The 22,421-nt window shown below is 32.4% G+C and carries 19 protein-coding genes; 12 read left to right on the top strand and 7 right to left on the bottom strand.

Features of this window, described 5'->3' with window-relative positions:
• Nucleotides 1-745 precede the first annotated feature (745 nt).
• Nucleotides 746-991, bottom strand: coding sequence for a hypothetical protein (locus BW939_RS15255; RefSeq protein WP_076452873.1), 246 nt, complete (start codon nucleotides 989-991; stop codon nucleotides 746-748).
• 155 nt (nucleotides 992-1,146) lie between these two features.
• Between BW939_RS15255 and BW939_RS15250 the strand changes: the two genes are divergently transcribed.
• The 10 genes from BW939_RS15250 (at nucleotide 1,147) to BW939_RS15205 (ending at nucleotide 13,627) form a co-directional block, all read left to right on the top strand.
• Nucleotides 1,147-1,647, top strand: a complete 501-nt coding sequence (locus BW939_RS15250; protein ID WP_076452872.1) for a M15 family metallopeptidase — start codon at nucleotides 1,147-1,149, stop codon at nucleotides 1,645-1,647.
• 84 nt (nucleotides 1,648-1,731) lie between these two features.
• Nucleotides 1,732-2,769, top strand: a complete 1,038-nt coding sequence (locus tag BW939_RS15245; protein WP_076452871.1) for a patatin-like phospholipase family protein — start codon at nucleotides 1,732-1,734, stop codon at nucleotides 2,767-2,769.
• Between the two features lie 486 nt (nucleotides 2,770-3,255).
• Nucleotides 3,256-4,701: a hypothetical protein gene (locus BW939_RS15240; RefSeq protein WP_076452870.1), complete on the top strand. Its 1,446-nt coding sequence runs from the start codon at nucleotides 3,256-3,258 to the stop codon at nucleotides 4,699-4,701.
• A 22-nt stretch (nucleotides 4,702-4,723) separates the two neighbouring features.
• Nucleotides 4,724-8,491: a hypothetical protein gene (locus BW939_RS15800; protein ID WP_076452869.1), complete on the top strand. Its 3,768-nt coding sequence runs from the start codon at nucleotides 4,724-4,726 to the stop codon at nucleotides 8,489-8,491.
• A gap of 70 nt (nucleotides 8,492-8,561) precedes the next feature.
• On the top strand, nucleotides 8,562-10,736 hold the full coding sequence (locus tag BW939_RS15795) for a zincin-like metallopeptidase toxin domain-containing protein (protein ID WP_123891573.1): 2,175 nt from the start codon (nucleotides 8,562-8,564) through the stop codon (nucleotides 10,734-10,736).
• Between the two features lie 2 nt (nucleotides 10,737-10,738).
• Nucleotides 10,739-11,032, top strand: a complete 294-nt coding sequence (locus BW939_RS15225; RefSeq protein WP_076452868.1) for a hypothetical protein — start codon at nucleotides 10,739-10,741, stop codon at nucleotides 11,030-11,032.
• A 192-nt stretch (nucleotides 11,033-11,224) separates the two neighbouring features.
• The gene (locus tag BW939_RS15220) at nucleotides 11,225-11,578 is read left to right on the top strand and encodes a hypothetical protein (RefSeq protein WP_076452867.1); all 354 of its coding nucleotides are present in this window, start codon (nucleotides 11,225-11,227) and stop codon (nucleotides 11,576-11,578) included.
• Nucleotides 11,579-11,727: 149 nt separating this feature from the next.
• Nucleotides 11,728-12,663: a helix-turn-helix transcriptional regulator gene (locus BW939_RS15215; RefSeq protein ID WP_076452866.1), complete on the top strand. Its 936-nt coding sequence runs from the start codon at nucleotides 11,728-11,730 to the stop codon at nucleotides 12,661-12,663.
• A 73-nt stretch (nucleotides 12,664-12,736) separates the two neighbouring features.
• Nucleotides 12,737-13,051, top strand: a complete 315-nt coding sequence (locus BW939_RS15210) for a hypothetical protein (RefSeq protein WP_076452865.1) — start codon at nucleotides 12,737-12,739, stop codon at nucleotides 13,049-13,051.
• Nucleotides 13,052-13,108: 57 nt separating this feature from the next.
• Nucleotides 13,109-13,627, top strand: coding sequence for a transposase (locus BW939_RS15205; protein WP_084566678.1), 519 nt, complete (start codon nucleotides 13,109-13,111; stop codon nucleotides 13,625-13,627).
• 170 nt (nucleotides 13,628-13,797) lie between these two features.
• Here the strand turns inward: BW939_RS15205 and BW939_RS15200 are convergent, their stop codons facing one another.
• Nucleotides 13,798-14,898 (bottom strand): PDDEXK family nuclease, encoded by a 1,101-nt coding sequence (locus tag BW939_RS15200; RefSeq protein WP_076452864.1) that lies wholly within the window; start codon nucleotides 14,896-14,898, stop codon nucleotides 13,798-13,800.
• 18 nt (nucleotides 14,899-14,916) lie between these two features.
• Nucleotides 14,917-15,147 (bottom strand): superinfection immunity protein, encoded by a 231-nt coding sequence (locus BW939_RS15195; protein ID WP_262484473.1) that lies wholly within the window; start codon nucleotides 15,145-15,147, stop codon nucleotides 14,917-14,919.
• Between the two features lie 37 nt (nucleotides 15,148-15,184).
• Here BW939_RS15195 and BW939_RS15970 point away from each other — a divergent pair, with 37 nt between their 5' ends.
• Nucleotides 15,185-15,328 carry a hypothetical protein gene (locus BW939_RS15970; protein ID WP_165787332.1) on the top strand — a complete coding sequence of 48 codons (144 nt, stop codon included), beginning with the start codon at nucleotides 15,185-15,187 and terminating at the stop codon, nucleotides 15,326-15,328.
• 903 nt (nucleotides 15,329-16,231) lie between these two features.
• Here BW939_RS15970 and BW939_RS15190 read toward each other — a convergent pair.
• The 4 genes from BW939_RS15190 to BW939_RS15175 are packed head-to-tail and all read right to left on the bottom strand — an operon-like array spanning nucleotide 16,232 to nucleotide 20,036.
• Nucleotides 16,232-17,248 carry a replication initiation protein gene (locus BW939_RS15190; protein WP_076452862.1) on the bottom strand — a complete coding sequence of 339 codons (1,017 nt, stop codon included), beginning with the start codon at nucleotides 17,246-17,248 and terminating at the stop codon, nucleotides 16,232-16,234.
• Nucleotides 17,241-18,485, bottom strand: a complete 1,245-nt coding sequence (locus tag BW939_RS15185) for a toprim domain-containing protein (protein ID WP_076452861.1) — start codon at nucleotides 18,483-18,485, stop codon at nucleotides 17,241-17,243. Before BW939_RS15185 ends, BW939_RS15190 begins: the two co-directional genes overlap by 8 nt.
• Nucleotides 18,485-19,273 (bottom strand): hypothetical protein, encoded by a 789-nt coding sequence (locus BW939_RS15180; RefSeq protein ID WP_076452860.1) that lies wholly within the window; start codon nucleotides 19,271-19,273, stop codon nucleotides 18,485-18,487. Before BW939_RS15180 ends, BW939_RS15185 begins: the two co-directional genes overlap by 1 nt.
• The gene (locus BW939_RS15175) at nucleotides 19,263-20,036 is read right to left on the bottom strand and encodes a ParA family protein (protein WP_076452859.1); all 774 of its coding nucleotides are present in this window, start codon (nucleotides 20,034-20,036) and stop codon (nucleotides 19,263-19,265) included. Before BW939_RS15175 ends, BW939_RS15180 begins: the two co-directional genes overlap by 11 nt.
• 659 nt (nucleotides 20,037-20,695) lie before the next feature.
• Here BW939_RS15175 and BW939_RS15170 point away from each other — a divergent pair.
• Nucleotides 20,696-22,252: a type I restriction-modification system subunit M gene (locus tag BW939_RS15170; RefSeq protein ID WP_076452858.1), complete on the top strand. Its 1,557-nt coding sequence runs from the start codon at nucleotides 20,696-20,698 to the stop codon at nucleotides 22,250-22,252.
• Nucleotides 22,253-22,421: the final 169 nt, after the last annotated feature.

Genomic DNA, 22,421 nt, shown 5'->3' with positions numbered 1-22,421 from the left:
ATTAAAATTAACAACAAATCAAAAAAAACATTTATCTTTGAATTATTAACTAAATACTCTCTTAGGAAAAGTCCACTTTAGTTTGAAGACGTACAGTTGTTCATAACTGTAAATAATTCGATTAATTTGTTTGCTTAAACGCAAAAATTTTAGCGGAGCGTGAAGAAATTTTTTTCCTTCTTGCCCCGCAGGGCGAGGTTCTAAATTGCAGGTCAATATGAAAAGGAACAAAGTGGATTGTAATTTTGTCCTGACATTTTAGCACCTCGCTTCTTTTGAATGTCATTATTATATTGTAAATTTAGTATTTTAACGAGTAAAAACAGTATTTGACTTTAACATTAAATAGGTTCTTTCATATAATAATAAACATCAGATAAGATTATAATGGGGGAAAAAAGGAGAGTGAAATTTTAATTTCTGATTACTAAAAAATCCGTTTGTAAATAATTACAAACGGATATAATTTTAATTTATTTTTATTAAATGTGAAGTGCTAATAAATATTTTTTTTGAAATATTTTCATCAAATTCAGTCGTAATTCTTTATCGAAGTTTTGCTAATTATTTTGTTGAAAATTAAAAGAAATGTCTAAGAATTTTTCGACAGTTAAGAATTGTATTTTATGTATTGGTTTAAGAAAAATCTATCTATAATTGGATGTTATTTTTTGTTGATTTTTTGAATAGTTATTTACTCAATTTTGATTTTTTAAAGCTAAGAAATTCTTATAAATTTTAAAATTTAATTCAGCTTTGAAACTCTATTTTCATTCCATAAATTAAGATAGAAATCATAAAAATTACAGAGATTTTCTTTACACCAAAATTGGGGATTATTTTGCTCCAATTTGATACATTCATGATCTTCAGCTGAAAGAATTTTGCTCAAATTTTTTGTAAGTTCTACAACAGAATTTAAAAGCAATTTTCTATCTGCTTTTACATAATCCGAAATAAAAGAGGTAAGAGAACTAGTGGATGTACTCATAAAATTTTTTATTTGATATTAGCTGAAAAATAAACTGTAATTACCTCTTCTAATTTACATTTTTCTAAAATAATTTATTCGGAAATTATTAAAAAATAACACGTCAAGTTCTGTCGCTACCCTCCTCTACTTTTGCTCCATTAATAAAAAAATTTATGGACAAAGTAACATTACAAAGAATTGAAAAACTTCATCCTTTAATAAGGGAGGAAGTAAAGATGATCATCAGGGAATGCGATGAATCATTAACAGGAAAAGCAAAAGTAAGAATTACCCAGGGCCTTCGCAGTTTTGAAGAGCAGGAAAAACTGTATGCCATCGGAAGAATCACTTCCGGTAAAAAAGTAACCAATGCGAAAGCTGGACAGAGTATTCACAATTACGGACTGGCTGTTGACATCTGTATGATTATCGACGGAAAAACAGCAAGCTGGGATACGGCGAAAGACTGGGATAATGATCAAGTTGCAGATTGGTATGAGTGTGTAAAAATCTTTGCAAAATACGGCTGGGACTGGGGCGGAAACTGGAAAACATTCAAAGATCTTCCACATTTTGAGAAAAAAACTATTGCTACAAAACAAGGTGTAATCAAAACGAGCTGGAGAACTCTTGCACAGTTAAAAAGAGATAAAGAAGGCTATATAATTGCGTAATTATCATTCCTGTTTCATATTATTTTTAACACGTCAAGTTCTGTCGCCTACCCCATCTACCTTTGCTTTACCAATGAAAAAGCAATGAAAAAGATAACAATTTTAAGTTTAGACGGCGGCGGAATCCGGGGAATTATTACCTGCATTATTCTGCGCTATATAGAAGAACAGTTACAGATACATGATAAACCGGATGCAAAACTTGGAGATTACTTCGACCTTATTGCCGGAAGCAGCACAGGAGCTTTGATAGCCTCAATAATATTATGTCCTGATGAACACCGGAGAGCAAAATATTCCATTCAGAAAGGTTTGGAATTGTATGCTGAGAAAGGAGGAGATATTTTTCAGGTTTCTTTTTGGGAAAGACTTGTAAATCCTTTCGGACTTTTAAATGAAAAAATATCTGAAGAATCTCTCAAGAAAAATCTGAATGACTTTTTTGGAAATCTGGAACTAAAAGAATTTATAAAACCATGTCTCATTACGAGCTACGACATTGAAAACAGACGAGCCAAATTATTCAATTCCTATAACGCCAACAGTAAAGCGGACAATTTTTATGTAAAAGATATTTGCAGGGCCACTTCGGCAGCTCCTACCTATTTCAGTCCGGCTCAGATTAAATCGATGTACGGGCAGATTTTCAGTCTGATTGACGGAGGAATGTTTGCCAACAACCCTGCTTTGTGCGCTTACGCTGAAGCGAGAAAAATTCCTTTTGCAGAAGTTCTGAAAAATCATCAGAAAGCCAATTATCCTACAGTGAATGATATGATTATTGTTTCAGTTGGAACCGGAATTGAGTCCAAACCTTACTCATACAGAAAAATGCAGAAGTCAGGGAAAATCGGTTGGATCAATCCTATTATTGATATTCTGCTTTCGGCAAATGCTGAAACGGTAGACTATCAGCTTACACAAATGTTTCAGACTTTAGGTCAGAGAAACCAGAAGAATTATTTAAGAATAAATCCTTCACTGAAAAATGCATCATCAGCAATGGATAACGTAAGAAGATCCAATATTGAAAATCTGATACAGGCAGGCATGTGCTACATCGATGATAACCGGGAAAGCTTAAATCAGATTGTCCAGAAATTGATCAGAAATAAAATATAAGCAAAAAAGCTTATATTAATCAATTATAAGTGAATTAACTTATGTTCTAGAAAAAGAATTAATTATTTAAAACACGTCAAGTTTTGTCGCTTTACTGCATTAGATTTGAAAAATAAAACCAGCACAAATAATCAAAATATAATCCGGAATTTTCAACCGACGGATTTATGAAAAAGATGAAAAAATAAATTTAAAAAATAAAACACGTCAAGTTCTGTCGCCTTTCAGCTATACCTTTGAAGTATAAAACAAAACACGAAAAAGATTTCCAAAAACCTTTCTGATCGCCTTTGAATTCACCATTCACAGAATACTGAACAGCCAGAATTATGTTTAAAAATTAAATAAAGGAATATGAATATTAAAAATTAAGGTGGATATCCGAAGCCGGAAACCACCCTAAAAAATAAGGCTAAAACCGGAAGCCACTCTGACAAAAAGAGACTTCTAAATTTTAATCTTAAAAAGCAAACAAATTTACAAAAAATGTTAAGTAAACAAGAATTAAAAACCCTTTTTGAAAACGGAGATATCCCCCGTCAGGAAGAGTTTTGGCAATGGCAGGATTCCTATTTTCATAAAGACGAAAACATTGCCACCAATAAAATCGATTTTGACTTTAGTAAAAAAGCAGATCTGGTAGAAGGGAAAATCCCCGCCTCTCAGCTTCCCAGCTATGTTGATGATGTTTTAGAGTATAATATATTAGCAGACTTTCCTCAGGAAGGAGAATCCGGAAAAATATACATTGAAATCAACACAGGAAAACAGTTCAGATGGAGCGGTACGAGATACACACAGATTATTGACACTTCCGCATTTGATGAGGCTCTTAAAAACAAACTGGATCTGCCGAAAGAGAAAGTATTAGAACCCGGGCTTTATAATTATATTCCATTGGTAAATAAGGATGACCAGACTAAGAAAATTATATCAAATGATTTAGGTAAATATCTATTTAAAAATATTCCTACATTTTTGAATGAAGAGGAAAAGGCCAGCTGGAAATCGCAGATGAATGGAGGGTGGACAACAAATACTATGAGTGTAGCCTACATCATGCCTTCTATTGCAGACCGATCAGATAAAAACACCTGGTTTACACTAAAAGGAGCAAACCTTAATCTTAATCCTGAAAATTTTTCAATCACACTTTCATTAGTAAATGGAAATTTAATTTATGACGTGGCTAATAATCAGGTGCAATTATATCAAAATGGAGTAGATCTTACTTTCTATCTCAATTGTTCTAATCTTGTAGATGGAGAATACAAAGTTATTATTAATAATGGTGTTGCTTCCTATACAACACAGACTACTATTTCAGTAAAAAATAGTTTGCAATCAGTTGATCTGTCAAATCTTCAATGGGATAAGAAGCTATATAATAATACTGTAAGTAATTTAATATTTGCTAATGGAAATGTCTGTTCATTTACAACAGATGCTAATGTAAAACCATTAGCAGATGATCATACATTTATTGCAGCATTTGCAACTGAGCCTATCATTAATGCAAACCAAGATTTTATTTTAAAGGGGGCTTTCAACATGAATATTTATGATTATTATGCGTCAGGAGAGCCTGAATATTATTTCGGATTAATGAATGCAGAAGTCCAACCACAATTATCTAATCAGGCAATTAGTTATGTAATGCTCCGATTTCAGGGATCTACTATTAGATTGAAAGCTCAATTAAATCTCTCCAATCATATTATTGCAACCATTGGTAATGATGTTTTAACTTCAGGAACTTTCTCTTTCATGCGCAGAGGTAATACAATGATAAGTTCCTTATCACTACCTACAGGAACATTTAATACAATTGAAACCGTTACACAGGGAGCATTAAAATTTGGCATGTTCTGTCAAAATAATAGATATACAACAAATGTTTCAACTCAGTTACAAGAATTAATTCTCCTTTAAAAAACAAATAACAAACAAAAAAATGACAACAAACAATAAAAACAACGCTTCACAAACATTATTCAGATTTGTAAGCTTAAGAAACCCACAGTTAACTGAAACTAAAGATGAAAACTTAGGATTTATTCACAGAGAAGATATTCAGGCCTTGAAAGGTTTGTTTGATGCGGCAGTCAAAAGCGATTCTGGTAAAACAGCTCTTTCCAAATTTGCAACGATGGAAAGGCAAGCAGAGGTTTTTGCATCATCAGCATTTAAAACGGAAAAAGATATTGAAATTAATCCTAATTTTTCGCAGACACTTAAGCTGGGAAGAAAGATTGCAAAAAAAGAAACATTGAGTTCACTTGAGGAAACTTCAGCAAAAGATCTTTTTAATGATACAGCTAAAAATGAAAAGCTTAAAAAACTTTGGGACAATTTGATCTATCAAGTAGTTTCTCAGCAGGATTTTTATGTGAAAGAAGCCATAATTCAGATGCTAAAGGTTTATCACTACGGAAAGGTATGCAGTATGCAGTCTACACCGGAATTAGTAAAAATTAATGGTGAAGATTTGAAAGCAAAAGCACTGGATGCAAAAGTGGTTTTACCTGTCTTATTGTTCGGAGATGGTAATGTTGATGGAAACATTGCAAGCAATGCTTTTCAAGTTGCAAATTCTGCAGTAGGAGAAGGAATTATTGGGGGTGATCAGCTTCCTGCTAATATTCAAGAAAAACTGAAAATAGAAGGTGATAAGATCTCAGAAACAGCATTGATAAATCTCGAAAGAAACTCTTTAGAAACACTAAAATCTGAGCTTGAAAAAACGCAGAAATATTACTATAAGTTTAAAAACAAAGCATACGAAGCAGCTTATAAAGTATACCAGGAACAGTATCAGTCAACTATTGATGAGTACAATAGAAGGCTCGATGCAATTGAAGCACAGATAACAGAAGAAACTCCAAGAGAAGAAGTAGAAGCTCTGTATGCAGAATTGGGAGAATTGAATGTACCTCCGTTTGTGTTTGAATACAGAAACGAGCTGAATTTCTCTGATCTGAAGTCTAAACTTTCTTTAGATTCTTTAAAGATGTTCGTAAGAATGTTTACAGATTCAGAAAGCAACGATCTTGATTTTACAAAGATCACAGTGATTTCAGATCATATTGTGCAGATTGACGGAGAAATGATTTCATTAGATGAAGAATATGATACGTTCGCTGAAGTGTTTGAAAAGCTTTCAGAAGAAATAAGCAGTCAGACACAGAAAATTTTTGCCAGATCTCCGTTAAATGAAAAACTGTATGGAAACATTGGAGGAATCTTAATCCCAATCGATAATACAGGACTTGATGATTCTGCAGACACTTCGAGAAACTATTATCTCAAAGCAAATCAGTCAAACGGGACAATGTCTTTTGTAACATTCTACTATCAGGCTTCCAGCAATGCTTGGGGAGTTGCTAGTGCCAAAGTAACGGCAACAACAGATCTGGGAGCATTTGAAGAGACTTATTCAAATATCAGCATTAGCAACAACAAAGTTACTTTCCCTCCAATGCTTGTGAATAAATATTTAAAAGTTATCCGAAGTTTAAAAATAAGAATATTCTTTAACAACGGTGAAGAAGCTAATGTTGATCTTTTAGGTTTAATGCTTGAAAACCCGTACACCGGAATTCTGTATACAGAAAGAATAAAACAGGAAACCGAAACACCAACTAATCCCGGAGGAGAATTACCTGCCAATCCTGGAACAACTCCAAAACCGGGAACCTTCTTGCCAAAAAATTTCGGAATTAAGAGATTAGGAATTGCTGACTATTTGAAAGTAGTTCAAAGTACGCATGCTTACGTTCCGGGAGAGGTTACTCATATTGAGAACGTGATGGCTAAGGAGTTTAAACAAAAATCTACACGTAGACTTAGAAGAAGTGAGATTCAGACTACTACTTCAAAATCCACAGAAAGAGAAAGCTTAAGTGATACAACTTCAACATCCAGAAACGACCTACAGTCTGAAGTAGCAAACGTAATTCAGCAAGAGACTAGTGCTCAAGCTTATTTTAGATATGGTGGTGGTCAGAAATCATTTGAAGTTGGAGGAAATTTTGCAGCAAATAATTCAAAAGAAAACAGCACAAGACAAGCGATTGCAAAATCTCAGGAAATTACTGAAAAGGCGACGGAGAGAATTCTTACAAAAGTTGCAGAAGAAAGAATTGAAAAAATTATTGAAGAGTTTGAAGAAAATAACGCTCATGGTTTTGACAATAGAAACGGAGATAAGCATGTAGTAGGAGTTTACAGATGGGTAGATAAAAAAATGAAAAATCAAATCTACAATTATGGTAAACGTACCATGTTTGAATTTATGATTCCTGAACCTGCAAAACTCCATCGTCTGGCTACAGTTTTCACAAAGACCGCAAGTACTCTAAAAGAACCTATTGATCCAAGAAAGGCAGAAAAACCTTATAATATGCCAACCTCTGATGCAGCTACTAAAGATCTTCTACAGTATTGGGCACAGATTTACGGTGTTAAATTAACTGATCTTCCAAAAGAAAACATTACAGATGTTTCAACTTTGGATGATGGGTCTGGAGCCGGAGACTGGGAAATGAGAAATTATGAAATTGGTGTACCAACAAATTATACCTGTACAAACTACAGCGTTCATTATCTCTACAAAGAATCACGTAACAAAGGAAAAATAAGAATGAACGGAAGTGGAGACCTTACCAATCACGAAGGTGATTTAAGTTATGGTGCTAACGCTACCCAAAAGTTTTTTATTCAGGCAAATTTATATCACATCAGCCTTTTATCTCTTAGAATTACTAAATATTGTAAGTTATCAGATGATTTTATGAATGCATGGAAAAAAGAAAATTTTGATGAGATCATTAAAGCTTATGAAGTTGCTTATGCTGAGTTTTTAGAGAAACAGAAAGAAGCCGAGGAAAAAGCAAATGCTGAAGCAACTGAAGAAGAAGAAAAAAATAAAGCGAAGCTTTCCAACTTCTACCGCGAAATGGAAAGAGTTATAATCAAGCACAATTGTATTGCATTCCTGTTACAGGATTATTTGAATATCAACACATTGGGAAGGGATCTAACCAATAAGGCCAAAACCATGAAAGACTTCAGTATTGTTCTTGATGAAAATTTAGATCAGTACACTGCCCTAGCAAAGTTCCTGGAACAGGCATTTGAATGGACGATTATGGATTACACTTTCTATCCATACTACTGGGCAAACCGTGATGAATGGCAAACCATGTACTTATCAGAAAGTACGGATCCTTTATTCAGAAACTTTTTACAAGCTGGTATGGCAAGAGTAATTGTGACTGTAAACCCTGGTTTTGAAGATGCAGTACAGTTCTTTATGACAACCGGAAGAATCTGGAACGGCGGTGAAGTTCCTGTAATCGGAGATCCGCTGTACATGTCAATTGTTGACGAAATGCGTGAGCCGGTAGGCTTAAAGCAAGGCAAGGCGTGGATCACTACTCTACCTACTTCACTTAATATTTTGCAAGAGGATGCTGCAGGGCTGAAGACACCAACAGCATTACCATTTACTGAAGAAAATCCTGAAGAATTTGAAGTTCCTGGAGATCTAGTCACAGAAACAGAGTTTTCCATTACCAATGCTCAGCTAAATTCCGGAGAAAACCGCTTTATAGAAAACATTGATATTAAAAATGGATATCTTCAGCTAACTACTGATGATTCTCCTCGAGAAATTGTTGCTCAAATATCTATGGAAGCAATTAAAAAAGAATTACAATAATTCTGTACAATCATAATTAATGGGCAGAGTTTAATAGCTCTGCCTTTTTATTAATCTTAAAATTATAAATATGAAAAATACAGAATACAAAGATGTTTTTGATTTTGGGGAAGAGGCTTTATCAATAAATTCTAAGTTTCCAACACTTTCATTTCCATCGATGAAAAATGCCTTTACCATTGGCGAAACTATCAGAGGAATGACTAATGTGAGTCCGCTTGCAACCATAAAGTTTTCTGGAAAATCTACTAATGAAGCTCTAAACATTTATTTTCCCGATTCAGAGAATTTTGAGCAAGGCAACACAAATGTGATTACCGATGTAGAAATCAATAATAGCCAATTAAATCGTTTTGTAGAAGATTATTATTTTGATAGAAACCACAACGGAAAATTTGGGGATACTGGGGATATTTTTGCTTTCAAACTCGTACTTTTTGTTTCAACAGACGGGTTAAAAATAAGAGAATGCTATGAAGTTACAGAACCAAAATATGATGAGATAATTCTTTTTTTAGAGACTGACGGAGGATTAAGCAAACAAATACTTTTTGCGAAAATGTCAGAAAATGTCAGAAAAAAATTCACTGATGAAGATGGAAATCTGAAAAGCAATCTTTATGATAGTGAAATTATAAAAAGCGTTCGGAAATATTACAAAGATGCTAATCAAGAAGTGTTAGAAGAGTTGATGAAAAAAGGTCACATTGAAGAAAGTGTGATAGAAGAAGGCTTTTTTAAACTGTTGAAGTATATGGGAATTGCCACTACAGCATTACCAAAAGTAATAGGCTGGGTTTTAGAAAAATTGGGAAATTGGATTGATTACCTTAAAATCGACGAGAAATTTTGGAATACAGAAAATGAGAATTATTTTCTCAAAAAAGAAAATTTAATTGAAAACTTTACTATTTCTACAGAAACTATAATAAAAATACAGGAACTACTGAATAACAAAGATGGCTTATCTGTTACAGATCTTATGCCTGAAGAGATTGAAGAAGGTATCCAATATGTTTTATTCAGGACAAGGAACACTATCGAAGCGTACAACGAATTTGTAAAAGAAAAAATTGAAGAATTGTATGGTGCTTTAGACAATCCTGTTGCTGATTTTATTTTTCAGGATTTAGCAGAAGGGTTTGCATTTCTGTGTGGAATATGGAATGGAGCTGTAGATTTTATTTCTGGAATATTTAAGTTCGCTGCAGCGCTTTTGCAAGCTCCCTTCAATATTGTAAGCGATTTTCAAATAACATTAGAGCTTATTGATAATTTTTGGGATACCATTACATCCAAAATTTTTTGGGTTAATCTTTGGGAAAGCATCAAAGAAACTTATTCTAAAATAAAAACCGAATTAACCAACTTAGAGTCAGAGGATTTTAACTGGGTGAAAATAGCTTATTTCACAGGATTTGGTTTGGCAACCATTGCATCATTTTTTATTCCGATTGCACAAATTGCCAATGTTGCAAAAGCTGGTAAAATTGGAGAAATAATTGCTAAATTTACCAGTGAAATCAGCAACGGTTTTATAAAAGGAGCCAACATTATCGGGCAGAAATCTGTACAAGCCTATCAAAACTCGATTAAGATTTTCCGTGAGATTTTAGCATTATTTTCCCAGGGTAAAGAAAAACTCTCCGCTTTTTTTGAAAATATTTGGAAGAAAATGGTTGAGTGGTTTAAGAAGAATAAAAAACTTTTAAATCCAAGATACGAAGAAATTGCTGACCTAACAGTGAAAGAATTAGACTGGATGGCTTCCCGAAATATCGGAAATTTAGGTGGGCTTATTTTAAAAGAATCTCAAATTAGAAAACTGCGAGGAATACTTAAAAGTAAAGGAATTAACTTGATAGTTGACGGGGATGTTAATTCAGTTACAAAATTATTTAAACCGATAGATCAATTTAAATCTTTTGGAGAGTTAATATTATTTATGAAAACGAGTAAAACTCCGAAGGTTGGAATGTTCCATGCAGGAACACAACAAATGATTTTAAATAAAAACTGTACAGAAATTGTCGCTTTTCATGAATTATGTCACTTAAAGCATTTTGAGGAAGTTGGAGAAATTGCTTATCAAGGATTCAGTAGGTTGGATAAAGAAATGTATGTCTGGAAACAAATTCTTTCAAATCGTGGAAAATGGACAAAAGCAGAACTTAAAGATTCTCTCGATTATATCAATAGAATCAGAACTGAAGAATATGGATTAAAACCTTTAATAATTAAATAAGTATGAAACACACAAAACAAGAAATGTTGATAAAAGCATTAAAAGTTTTAAAAGATTTAAATTCTCAATATTTTAAGGATGAAAATCTAAAAAAAATAAATTATCATGAAAATGATGAATTATCTAGACCAAAAGGTAAAATCATGAATACATGGGTTGCAATTGTTAATGATCCTATTTTTGATGCGAGTGAATTTTTAACTATTTCAGACGAAACAGGGGAACCTCTGTATTATCAAAATGCTAATATGATCATTCACGAGATACAAAAAGATAATAATGGAAATTATTTTTAAATAAATTTTAGCAGTCAGAAATGACTGCTTTTTTCTGCACAAGCCTATCAAAACTCGATTAAGATTTTCCGTGAGATTTTAGCATTATTTTCCCAGGGTAAAGAAAAACTTTCTGCTTTTTTTGAAAATATTTGGAAGAAAATTGTTGAGTGGTTTAAGAAGAATAAAAAAGTAATTAGTAGGGTAAAATGGATGTCTCCTGGGTTTTTCAAATTTGGAGATGATGCAAATACATTTAGAAATTTTGTAAGATTAAGACAAAGAGCTCATGATGGATATGTTAAAATTTTATGTCATGGAGATCCAAAAAGTGTATTTATTAATGGAAAAAAATTAAAACCACAGGAATTAGCAGATTATATTTTACAACAAGGATATGAAAAAGGAGAGCTGATTCGATTGATATCTTGCCAGACAGGAGCTAAATCAAATGGATTTGCTAAAAAATTAGCAGAAATCTTAGATACGCCCCGCTGCCGCACGAATCCCTTCGTGTGGCTTTTTCTGTTTATATTTTATAAATTTTGCTGTGTAGGATGGCAGTAGAAACGAATACAAAGACATTTCTTAAAGCTTAATGATATTCAAAATTTATCCACAAAAAATAAAACACGACATCTTTTGTCGCATTAAGCTAATATATTTGTGGTAGTAATTTTTAGTAATAAGATTGCAGACCAAAAAACAAATATCAGATGAAAAAAGATTTTTACCTGGCAAGATATGCTTTAATTATAAAAAAATTAGAAACCACTCCGGCAGATTATTCTCAGCTTGAAGACTATCTGCTAACCTCTTTCGAGTTTCAGGATGCAGGTGTACAAAGCTATTCTATCCGGACTTTACAGAGAGATATCCGTGAAATTTCCAGACTTTTTAATTTAACCATTCACAACAAAAAAAAGGGTGACAAAAGATATTACATCGATGGCCGCCCCGATATGGAAGTGGATGAGTACAACCAGAAATTATTAGAAACTTTTCAGGTAAACAATGCCATTAACCAACGACCGGATTTTGCAGGAACCGTCTTTTTTGAAAGCAGAAAACCCTCGGGTGTAGATCATTTCTACGATCTCTTCTTTGCCATCCGCAACAAAAGAATTGTTGAGTTTGAACATTACAATTATAAGAATAAAGTAATGACTTCAAGAAAGGTTCATCCATTGGCTTTAAAACAATCTAAAGACAGGTGGTATCTCATTGCTGTAGACACCAATGATAAAGCTTTAAAATCATTCGGCTTAGACAGAATCAATTATCTGGATGTTTCAGATAAATCTTTCAGGGAAAAATACAATTTCAATTTAAGAGAACATTTCCGAAATGCTTTTGGAGTCATGAATCTCTCCGAACAAAATCCTGAAAAAATAGTCCTGAGATGCAGCCGTCATCAGGGAGAATATATCCGTAGTTTTCCTCTGCATCATTCTCAGAAAGAAATCCGTGAAACTCCCCAGGAAATAGATTTTGAATTTTTCCTTCACCCAACCTACGACTTCATGCAGGAAATCCTTTCCTACGGAAAAGAAGCTACTGTTCTAGAACCTAAATATTTCGTTAATCAGATTGTAAAACAGCTTCAGGAGACAATCGACAATTATTCTCAAGTCACTTTAGATAAAATTTGATTGTAACTGTCAGATTAAGTATTTGACTAATTCATATCAATAACAGTAAAGTTTTCATTTTATAAATTTACCCATGCTTACGATTCATATTTCTCCCCTGCACAATCTTAAACTGGATAATGATTCCGGGTTGTACGCCATGGAAACTAAGCTAGTTCTTGAAATCTCTAATAAGTCAATTAATCCATTCGCCATAAACAATTTAAAAGTAGTTTCCCGTAAAAAATCTCTTTTGTCATTTAAGGCTAAAAATGAATTCTCTCAAAATAAAGACGAAATAATTAATCCTCAATCTACTCATCAGCTTACTCTAAAGGGCTTAAATTTTGAAAAGAGCAGAAAATACATGGTTATGATTAACAATGAATATATTTCTAATGAACTTTAAAAGTTACCGTTAAAATAATTTGCCTCCAACAAAGCTTCAAATAAACATACACAAAAAATGAAAAAATTCTTATTCCTTACAACTTTAGTAACTGCATCAATATTATGCGCTCAAACAGAATGTGACAAAATAAAAACCGAAAATAAGATTCTATCTTCTGAAAATGATTATCTCAAAAAAGTACTTTCAGTAAACACTCCTCTTCTTCAGTCTGAAAAGGAAAATACATTGTATCAAATAACAAAAGTTACCGGAAATAAAGCTGGAAAAAGCATCGAAATAACATTTCTTATTACCGCTAAGGATGAGAATAAAAAGTTAACAATAGAAGATATCTCTATTATTGATATGGAAGGCAATGAGTACAAAGCGGATCTCTATAAATCCAGCAGACCATTTCCGGAGTTGTCATTAAACACATCTCATAAACTAACATTTTCGTTTAAAGATATCAAAAGTCAGACGCTGTTTATAAAAATATTCCGATTCAAAACTACAGCCCAGCCAGAAAGAAATACTTTTGAAAAAACGAAATCAAACTTAGAATTCAAAGACTTTAAGATATCGTGGAATTAGAAATTTCTTCACTAAAAAGCGCCAACAGATTTTATAATATTTGATTGCAGATTTCAATCTGAAGAATGGCCTGAGCTGAATATTGAGTTTATTTAGTTCAAATATTAATCATTGAGCCGATTAACAAATTTAATCGGCTCAATGATTCTAATTTAACCAAAATTCTATATTTACTCAGGAAGTTTATTATCATGAATTCTGTAAACCCGCTGACCTGTATGAAGCTGAACAAATATTTTTTCCATTATTTCTTCAATGCTATGTTGCTCGTAAAAAGAAATTCTCACAAAATGAATTTTATTTTTCTTGGTAAAGGCATTTTTTATCTGATCATTAAAAACACGAACTTTGTAGCCCTCTTCCCCACCCCAATAATCCTGCGATGTAAAGTGTTGAATTCCGTCGCACTCGATTAGCAGATTTTTACTTTTAATATAAAAATCGAATCTCAGCTGATAAACATTTTTGCAGCCTTCAAATTTCTTTTCTGTTTTGATATCATCTTCATCAAATTGAGTCTTCAAATACTTAAATACAGCATGCTGAAATTTACTGGATTCTTTTCTGCATAAAACACAGCCTCTTACACCTTTTATATAGTTTGTTATCGACTGTTGGAAAGAGATTCCATGTTCCCTGCAAAGCACGTTGCCATAATGCCTTCTATCTTCTGATTTTAGTCTTCCCAGAAAATAAATCTTTCCCTCAAATTGTTTCAAACCCAGCTCTCGGATTTCGTCATCACTTCGTCGGGGAAAAACTCGTACTTCATTGATGCATTTAGTACATCCAATTGGATGAACGCCTTTCGTATGCTGATAAAGAACCTGAGTAAGTATCTTTTTGTGAGGACACTCAAATTTTCCGTACCTATAATCTTCAGCACGTCCCAAATACTTATACCTACCAAGAAATTTATCAATACTTGCCTGTCTGATTGTCTCATCACTTCTATACCTTGGATGTTTCTTTCTGTTACCTATCCATTCCCGATTAGTTATTTTCTGTTTATCACTTAATCTTTTGTGATAGCATTCCGGGCAGTTCTTAGGGGTTTGTCCGTTTACATGTATTGAAATAATTTGCTCGAAAGTTCTATTGTGAAGTAAACACTCGAATAATCCATACTTGTTATCTGATGACTTTCTGGCCAGAAACTTATATTTCTTGTCGTGCATCGCATCTGACATCTGCTGAATTTCCTGAGCGGGTTTAAGAAAGTGACTCATTCCTTTCTTGAATCTTCCATCACCGGTTCTTTCTATTTCCATTTTTATAAATTTTTAAGGTTAATGTTTGCTTAAAAGTTGAGATTTTTCGATGTCATATTCTTCCTCAGAGATTGCCCCGGAATTTTTCAAAGAGTTGAGTCTCTCCAGCATCTCATATTTACTTTCCTGACGATCATCTGACTTTCCGTGTACGATAATTGTCTGACCTTTGTTAGATCGCAAAAGAGACCAAATTAAAGCTCCTACCCAACCGATTACGGTCCAGCCTAGAAGAATATTTAAGGCCATCAAACCAATGAGGTTATGATGCTTCCTGAGAATTCCTATGACTGATGGGATAAAATACAGAAGCGCTGCAATGAACATCAGGACGGCAAACGGATTACCAGTGTCTTTAGGTGCAGCAATTAAAAAAGAATTTGCCTGGATTGTAGACGTGAAGAATGTTGCACTAAAAAGTGCAAGCTGAAATATTTTCTTCATAAAAATAAGTGTTTGTTGATACTGGTTCCTGGTATCGGATTAAAAATAACAAAGGCGTGGAACCGAAGCCAATCCGTGTAAGAGGTGCCGCTAAGAACCCACAATCCAGAAAGACTCAGCCCACGCCCCGTATAGGAGGCGCAGGCGTAAGTCTATCATGTCTGGATTGTATGAAAATTAGCGGCTTCCTTACACCAATATGATAGCTTACGCGATGCGTATATTTTAATGAGACAAAGATAAATTATTGATTTTTTATTTGATGATTTGATTTTAACATTAATTAAATTTAATTGTAAATTACTGTTTATCAATACTAAAAAATAAAAAACATATTAGATAATTTTATTTTTTACAGACTAACTTGAAAATAATATACAAAATAAAATTGATTAAATAAATATATTATTTTATTTGTTTTTAAATTTCTCTTTTAAAATCTGTTGAATAAAATAAGATCTGTATAGAACCCAGGATTTCAAAATAAATCTTAAAAACGTAATATATATATTATCTGTAGTTTATAAAAAACTATACTGGTACGGAAACATTATCCACTTTTTCCAACATAATTTTAAAATCATAAGTTCTTATAAAATGAACAAAATGGGCATAAAACTATTATTTTTCCCCTAATTATTTATCCTCAATCCTTTTTTTTATTATAAAAATAAAAACTTTATTTCAAATTAATATAATTAAGTGATCAAAAAATAAAAACAAAATATAACTGATTATTAGACTTTTAAAAGAAATCTAAAGTAACCTAATCGGAGACATTATCCAAAATTACGGAGACATTATCCAAAATTACGGAGGCATTATCTCAAAATACGGAGACATTATCCCTTTATTCGGAGCAAATATCCTTATTTACGGAAACATTATCCTAAATCTTCTCAAGAAGTGCAAAAACAGCCTTGATGTAATCCTCACCTTTCAGATTTATTTCAATTCTTCTTTTAAGATGCTTAGATAATTCATTGTACCCTTTAACCTCGTACAACTTTTTCATAACTCTAACCTGCTGATCATCAAGTACTCTTTGTTTTTTGAGGTATTTTAGTGCTCTTTCAATTTGGAGCTGATCAAGTGTCGGAAACTTTTCATCAATACCCACAGCATTCTGCGTATTGTAAATAATAAAGTGATAATTACCATCTTTATAGGAGTAGTTGAAACTAATATCATTAAAGTTGTCCAAATCAGCCTTTACACGCACCAAAAAATCTCTTTCAAACCGATAGTGACCCTCATACTTATGTACAGGAATAAAGAGCTCTTTTAGTAGCTGTGTGTATTCCTTAACAATTCCACCAAGCTTATTGAATTTTACAATCCACATTAGAAAACGGAGGGTATTATTAGTTGATGTATTAAAGGACAAATCTTTTTTGATAGAATAATACTGAGACATGTTCAAAAGATGTTGCATCACAGCTTTATCCATTTTGAAATAAATATTTTTCTTATTCCAGCTTGGTTCTAAGATGAAAGGAACTGCTTTATATCCGTTAATAGTGTCATCTTTTAGCCGTAACCAATTGATATTGGTCATATTAACCAAAGCTTCCTGGATCACTGAATTTTTCATTTTCCTTCCAGGATTCAGATCGTTGATAGATACAGAAAAATCGATAACTCCCTGATGGGCCCAACCTTCAAAATAATCATCAAACGACAATTGTTTGTTGTTAGGATCTGCAATTGGTGATTTCACCGTAATAAACATTGACTGTTCATCTTTGATTGCAGACAGTATCATTGTAATGATTCTCTGCTCAATAATAGAGGTTTCCTGCGAAATTAAAATTTCACGAAAATCGTTAGAAATGAGTACTTTCTTTCTTGGTTTTGAAGTTAGCATTTCTCTTTTTACAGCTGGTTGCGTTTCTTTTTTAGCCATGATTTGTGTTTTTATAATGGATGAGATCTTCGTTGAAATCCTTATGGACAGGCTGATGTATTGTAATTACTCTTTCTAAATCCCAAGCTCGCAACAGCAAACCTACAAAAAATTGAATTGATTCTAGCTCATTAGGAATTATGAAAAAATAAACATTTATATTTTCGGATAATGTTTCCGTAAAGTAAGATTGCGGTAGGTCTGTTTTGTCATCCAGACTGTATTTATTATTAGATTTTTTGAAAAACTGCAGAAGGATATTAATCTTTGTATTATTCATAATGCTCTGTAATTCAATACACACGTTGTTTTCCGATTTACGAATATTGGTGATTTCTTTTATAAAAGTTCCGGTTATATTCAGATTAAAATAGTTACCTGCAATATCATTATCATTTCCTAAAATTATATTTTTAAAATCATTCTTAAAAAAATAATCATTCAAAAGCTGAGCTTTCCTGAAACTCAGTTCTCCATTGGTAGAGCAGTATTGAACTGATTTTAATTTATAAATTTCGTAAAAACTTATCGCGTCAAAAGTGCTTTCAAAAATGGATAATGTCTCCGTATCTGGTAATTTATCAGAAAAAGTGAACCCTACCCTATTATGAGAATTCCTATCAAACCACTTCTTATTAAAGAATTCATTCTCCTCTGTTTGAATCCTGTTAATACCCACTATTTTTCCATTGATGTCCTTAAGGTAAAAACCTAGGCTCTCATTAGAATATGTCTTATAAGTAAAAAAAATATTCTTAAATAAATTCGACTCCAATGCTTTCGGAGAGAGTTTTCTAAAACCTGTAAGATATTTATAATGTTGATCTATTTTTTGGATAATGTGTCCGTATACTTTAAATTCTTTTTCTTCTGGTTGGCTATTAACTTCAAAATGACCAGCTTCTCTTTTAGGAATATATCTAATATTTCCTACACCCAAATAATTTTTCAGCTCCCGATTGATTTCCTCAGAAGTTGCGTCAGTATTTTGAAGAATTCTTTTCCTTATAAATTGGATAATGTCTCCGCTGTCTTGGGAAACAATAGAATAATACATTTTTACCCCGGTTTTTTCATGCTTAAAAAAACGGATAATGTCTCCGTGATTTCCATTTTTATCTGAAACATAAGCTTGCTTGTATCTATCAAAAGTATATAGACTTCCCATTTTGAACAAAAAATATTGCTCAATGTCTACTTCATTTTTTATTTTGTCCCAGTTAATCAGATAATTCATCAAGAATCTGCTTTAGATCTTCTTCCTCTTAATTTTTCATCCTCCCTAATGTAGTCAGGTCGCGGTTGGATATTGTCTCCGTACTTCTGTTTAAGTTTAGTGATACTTGATTCAAGCAAATCCCAATCTTTGAAATACAGATTACCCTCTACTACTTTATTGTAGGTAACATCTTTTATAAAATCAAAATACTGTCCTGGAATATATATCGTTGTAGTAGCATCATACACTTCATCAGAGTTTCTCTTTCTCCCTCCCTTTTTTGTTTTTTCCTGTTCACGGATAAAGTCGGGTCTTGGACTAATTGATTTATATGCTGGCATAATCAGTTCTAAAGATTCAATGATTGCTTCAGATTGATTATAAAAAATTTGTCGCTCTGCCGTAGCTTTATAAAAAACCAGATCTTTAATAAACTCCAACGAATCAGGCTTCAAAAATACCGTAAAAGTTCTTTTGCCCTGATCAATATTGATTTTCTTAGAATATGCTTCAGGTTTAGCCCTATTGCTTTCCTGTAAAGCAGCTCGAGCTTCAAGAATTTCTTTTTTTACAGGTCTTTTCTTTTCAACAGGTTTTAAATCTGAAATTTCAGTAATAGAATCAGCTTTTCCTTCAGAAGATTTTTCATCATTTAAATTCGTAGTATCTGGCTTCTTATCACTTTTTAAATTTTCTGATACAGTTTCAGCTACGGAGACATTATCCACTTTTTCATCAGTAGCTAACTTCTTCTCTTCCTCTTTTTCTCTTAGCGTCTTGAAGTTTTTAAATAAATTAGCTTTCATACTTTTTGATTTTAGATTTTATTTCTTTGACTAAACTTTTATAATCTTCTGCAGCTCTGCTTCCCATATTAATCTGAAAAATATTTTTTCCTTCCTGCTTAGCTTTTTCAATATTCATATCTTGTCGGATAAATGTTTTGAAAAAATAATCATTGGCATCTTTCTCCTGCTTAATCATTTCACTATACTTTCTGAAATTAACGGTATTAGTAAGAACTTTATTAAAAAAGAAACCTAAAAACTCCAATTTCGGGTTATGATTCTCTTTGATGTTCATAAAAGCAGGTAAAAGATTATCGATCCCGGCAAAAGAATATTGCTCAGCTTCTATTGGAGACATTACATAATCTGAAGCACAAAGCGCCATTTCACCTAAAGTAAGCTTTTTCATCAAAGGCCTGGGAGGACAATCAATTAATACATAATCGAAAGGCATCTGCTCTAATAAATTACCGAGATTTTTCTTCAGTGTTTCCCGAGTATAATTTTCTTCTTCTTCAAGTAGTGCATCACCTGCTAAAATATAAACATTAGAACTTCCGTGATGCTTTAATCTAAAATCTCCGGAGTTATCCAAGAAATTCCTTACAGTATATGAATAATCATCTTCAATACCGTATCCCATCGATAAGTTTTTTTGACTATCAAAATCGATAAGTAAAACATTCACTCCTTTTTTTTGTGCTAGTGCTGCGCCTACGTGAATTGCTGTAGTAGTCTTTCCTACACCACCTTTCTGAGTAATAATCGAAATAACCGACATAAATTAAATAATTACAATCATCAAATATAACAAATAATATTATTTATAAAATTATAAAATTCTATAAATAACAAAAATAATGTATTTTAAATATCCATTATATTTTCTATATTAAATCGTCCCACTATGAAAAACAGTGTAGTTTATTTCCAGTAAGAGTTCACTAATTATTAAATAATCCAAATAGCTGAAATAATCAAATAAACCAATTAATATATTTCGTGTGTTTTTATATTTTTGTTTATTTAATAAGATATATTTATAGAAAAAAGATAATATTTTAAATAAACTATTTTATAAAATTATATTATTTTGTATATTAATATCTACGAAAAATTATATTCTATAAATTTTCGAATAGCTACCTATTAGAAGAATCGCTTTAAAACCTCTCTAGATATTAAAATATAAAAATTAATTTATTTTACAAATCGTTTATATTTTATATATTATTAAATGTCTTTATAAATCAATCATTTACTTATTATGAAATTTAATTCTCTTAATTAAATAGCCTCCATCAAATTAGTCTCATAATTTTTAAACATTATAAAGATCTGTATTCATTATTCAACGTAATATGGTTTTAACCGAAACTTTAGTATTTTAGTAGATTTAAAAGGATTATAAATCCTTAATTATATAATACATACTTCAAAATGTCAGAAGAGCAGAAGAAAATATTAGAACAACAACTCTGGAATATCGCCAATACACTTCGTGGAAAAATGAACGCCGATGAATTTCGGGATTATATTTTGGGATTTATTTTCTATAAATATTTGGCTGAGAAAATGGAAATTTTCGCCAATTCTATTTTGAAGCAAGACAATATTCAGTTTAGAAATATCAAAGAAAATACATCGGAAGGACAAGAATATATTGAGGCTATTAAAGAAGAAGCCCTTGAAACATTAGGATATTTTCTCAAACCCTCTGAACTATTTAGTGAAATTGCGAAGAGAGGCAGCGGAGACATTGATACATTTATATTAGAAGATCTACAGAAAATTCTTATCAATATTCAGTTGAGTACAATGGGAACTCAAAGTGAAGAAGACTTTGACAATCTTTTTGAAGACATGGATCTTAACAGCACCAAACTAGGCAAGTCCGCTGAAGCACGAAATGCAATTATTGTAAAAGTACTGGTTCACCTTGATGAAATAGATTTTAAGCTGGAACATACAGAACTTGATGTATTAGGAGATGCTTATGAATATTTAATAGGCCAATTTGCAAGCGGTGCCGGCAAAAAAGCAGGGGAGTTCTACACACCGCAGGAAGTTTCAAAAATTTTAGCGAAAATTGTTACAACAGGTAAGAACAGACTCAAATCAGTATATGATCCCACGTGCGGCTCCGGATCTTTGCTTTTGCGTGTTGCACGAGAGGTAAAAGATGTCAACAATTTCTATGGACAGGAAATGAACCGTACAACTTATAATCTTGCCCGAATGAATATGATACTGCACGGAGTACATTATTTAAAATTTGACATCAAGCAGGAAGACACCCTCGAACATCCTCAGCATGAAGGCTTACTAGCTGAAGCAATTGTAGCAAACCCTCCTTTCTCGGCTAATTGGAGCGCAAGCCCTTTACATCTGACAAACGAAAGATTTAGTCAATACGGTAAATTAGCTCCTGCAGGAAAGGCTGATTTCGCCTTTGTACAACATATGATTCACCATTTAGCAGAAAATGGAACAATGGCCATTGTGTTACCACATGGTGTTTTATTTAGAGGTGCAGCAGAGTTACATATCCGTAAATATCTGATTGAACAGAAAAATTATTTGGATGCTGTCATCGGCTTACCTGTCAATATTTTTTATGGAACAAGTATTCCTACCTGTATTTTGGTGTTTAAAAAATGTAAGGAAGATCCCAATCATATTTTATTTATTGATGCAAGCAAAGAATTTGAAAAAGTCAAGAATCAAAACATGTTACGGGAAAATCACATCAGTAAGATTGTGGAAACTTACCGCAATAGGGAAGTGATTGAGAAATACAGTCACTTGGCTACTTTGCAAGAAGTGGCTGACAATGATTATAACTTGAATATTCCTCGCTATGTTGATACTTTTGAAGTTGAAGAAGAAATAGATATTAAATCTGTTATGAATGAAATTAAATCTTTGGAGACAAAACGTGCTGAACTTGACAAGGAAATAGATGTTTACTTTAAGGAATTAGGACTTGTCTTTTAATTTTTATCCTTAATGTTTTTAATAACGAAAATTTAATAATCGAGATGTCGAATAAAAAATTAAAAGTAGGTAACGTTCCTAATTTGAGATTTCCGGGGTTTGAAGGAGAGTGGGGAGTGAAGAAATTAGGGGAAATTGCAACTTTTTCAAAGGGGAAAGGAATTTCGAA

The organism is Chryseobacterium piscicola (assembly GCF_900156685.1).
Classification (GTDB): Bacteria; Bacteroidota; Bacteroidia; order Flavobacteriales; family Weeksellaceae; genus Chryseobacterium; species Chryseobacterium piscicola.
Note: the sequence above shows the minus strand (reverse complement) of the source record. Positions and strands in the feature narration are given on the sequence as shown.

Bases quoted from the DNA above. Each gene is read 5' to 3' on its own strand.
- BW939_RS15205 (WP_084566678.1), top strand. From the start codon at position 13,109: ATGAAAAAATTCTTATTCCTTACAACTTTAGTAACTGCATCAATATTA.
- BW939_RS15175 (WP_076452859.1), bottom strand. From the start codon at position 20,036: ATGTCGGTTATTTCGATTATTACTCAGAAAGGTGGTGTAGGAAAGACT.
- BW939_RS15800 (WP_076452869.1), top strand. From the start codon at position 4,724: ATGACAACAAACAATAAAAACAACGCTTCACAAACATTATTCAGATTT.
- BW939_RS15240 (WP_076452870.1), top strand. From the start codon at position 3,256: ATGTTAAGTAAACAAGAATTAAAAACCCTTTTTGAAAACGGAGATATC.
- BW939_RS15170 (WP_076452858.1), top strand. From the start codon at position 20,696: ATGTCAGAAGAGCAGAAGAAAATATTAGAACAACAACTCTGGAATATC.
- BW939_RS15220 (WP_076452867.1), top strand. From the start codon at position 11,225: ATGTCTCCTGGGTTTTTCAAATTTGGAGATGATGCAAATACATTTAGA.
- BW939_RS15255 (WP_076452873.1), bottom strand. From the start codon at position 991: ATGAGTACATCCACTAGTTCTCTTACCTCTTTTATTTCGGATTATGTA.
- BW939_RS15795 (WP_123891573.1), top strand. From the start codon at position 8,562: ATGAAAAATACAGAATACAAAGATGTTTTTGATTTTGGGGAAGAGGCT.
- BW939_RS15180 (WP_076452860.1), bottom strand. From the start codon at position 19,273: ATGAAAGCTAATTTATTTAAAAACTTCAAGACGCTAAGAGAAAAAGAG.
- BW939_RS15225 (WP_076452868.1), top strand. From the start codon at position 10,739: ATGAAACACACAAAACAAGAAATGTTGATAAAAGCATTAAAAGTTTTA.
- BW939_RS15200 (WP_076452864.1), bottom strand. From the start codon at position 14,898: ATGGAAATAGAAAGAACCGGTGATGGAAGATTCAAGAAAGGAATGAGT.
- BW939_RS15210 (WP_076452865.1), top strand. From the start codon at position 12,737: ATGCTTACGATTCATATTTCTCCCCTGCACAATCTTAAACTGGATAAT.
- BW939_RS15190 (WP_076452862.1), bottom strand. From the start codon at position 17,248: ATGGCTAAAAAAGAAACGCAACCAGCTGTAAAAAGAGAAATGCTAACT.
- BW939_RS15185 (WP_076452861.1), bottom strand. From the start codon at position 18,485: ATGAATTATCTGATTAACTGGGACAAAATAAAAAATGAAGTAGACATT.
- BW939_RS15250 (WP_076452872.1), top strand. From the start codon at position 1,147: ATGGACAAAGTAACATTACAAAGAATTGAAAAACTTCATCCTTTAATA.
- BW939_RS15215 (WP_076452866.1), top strand. From the start codon at position 11,728: ATGAAAAAAGATTTTTACCTGGCAAGATATGCTTTAATTATAAAAAAA.
- BW939_RS15245 (WP_076452871.1), top strand. From the start codon at position 1,732: ATGAAAAAGATAACAATTTTAAGTTTAGACGGCGGCGGAATCCGGGGA.
- BW939_RS15970 (WP_165787332.1), top strand. From the start codon at position 15,185: ATGACTGATGGGATAAAATACAGAAGCGCTGCAATGAACATCAGGACG.
- BW939_RS15195 (WP_262484473.1), bottom strand. From the start codon at position 15,147: ATGGCCTTAAATATTCTTCTAGGCTGGACCGTAATCGGTTGGGTAGGA.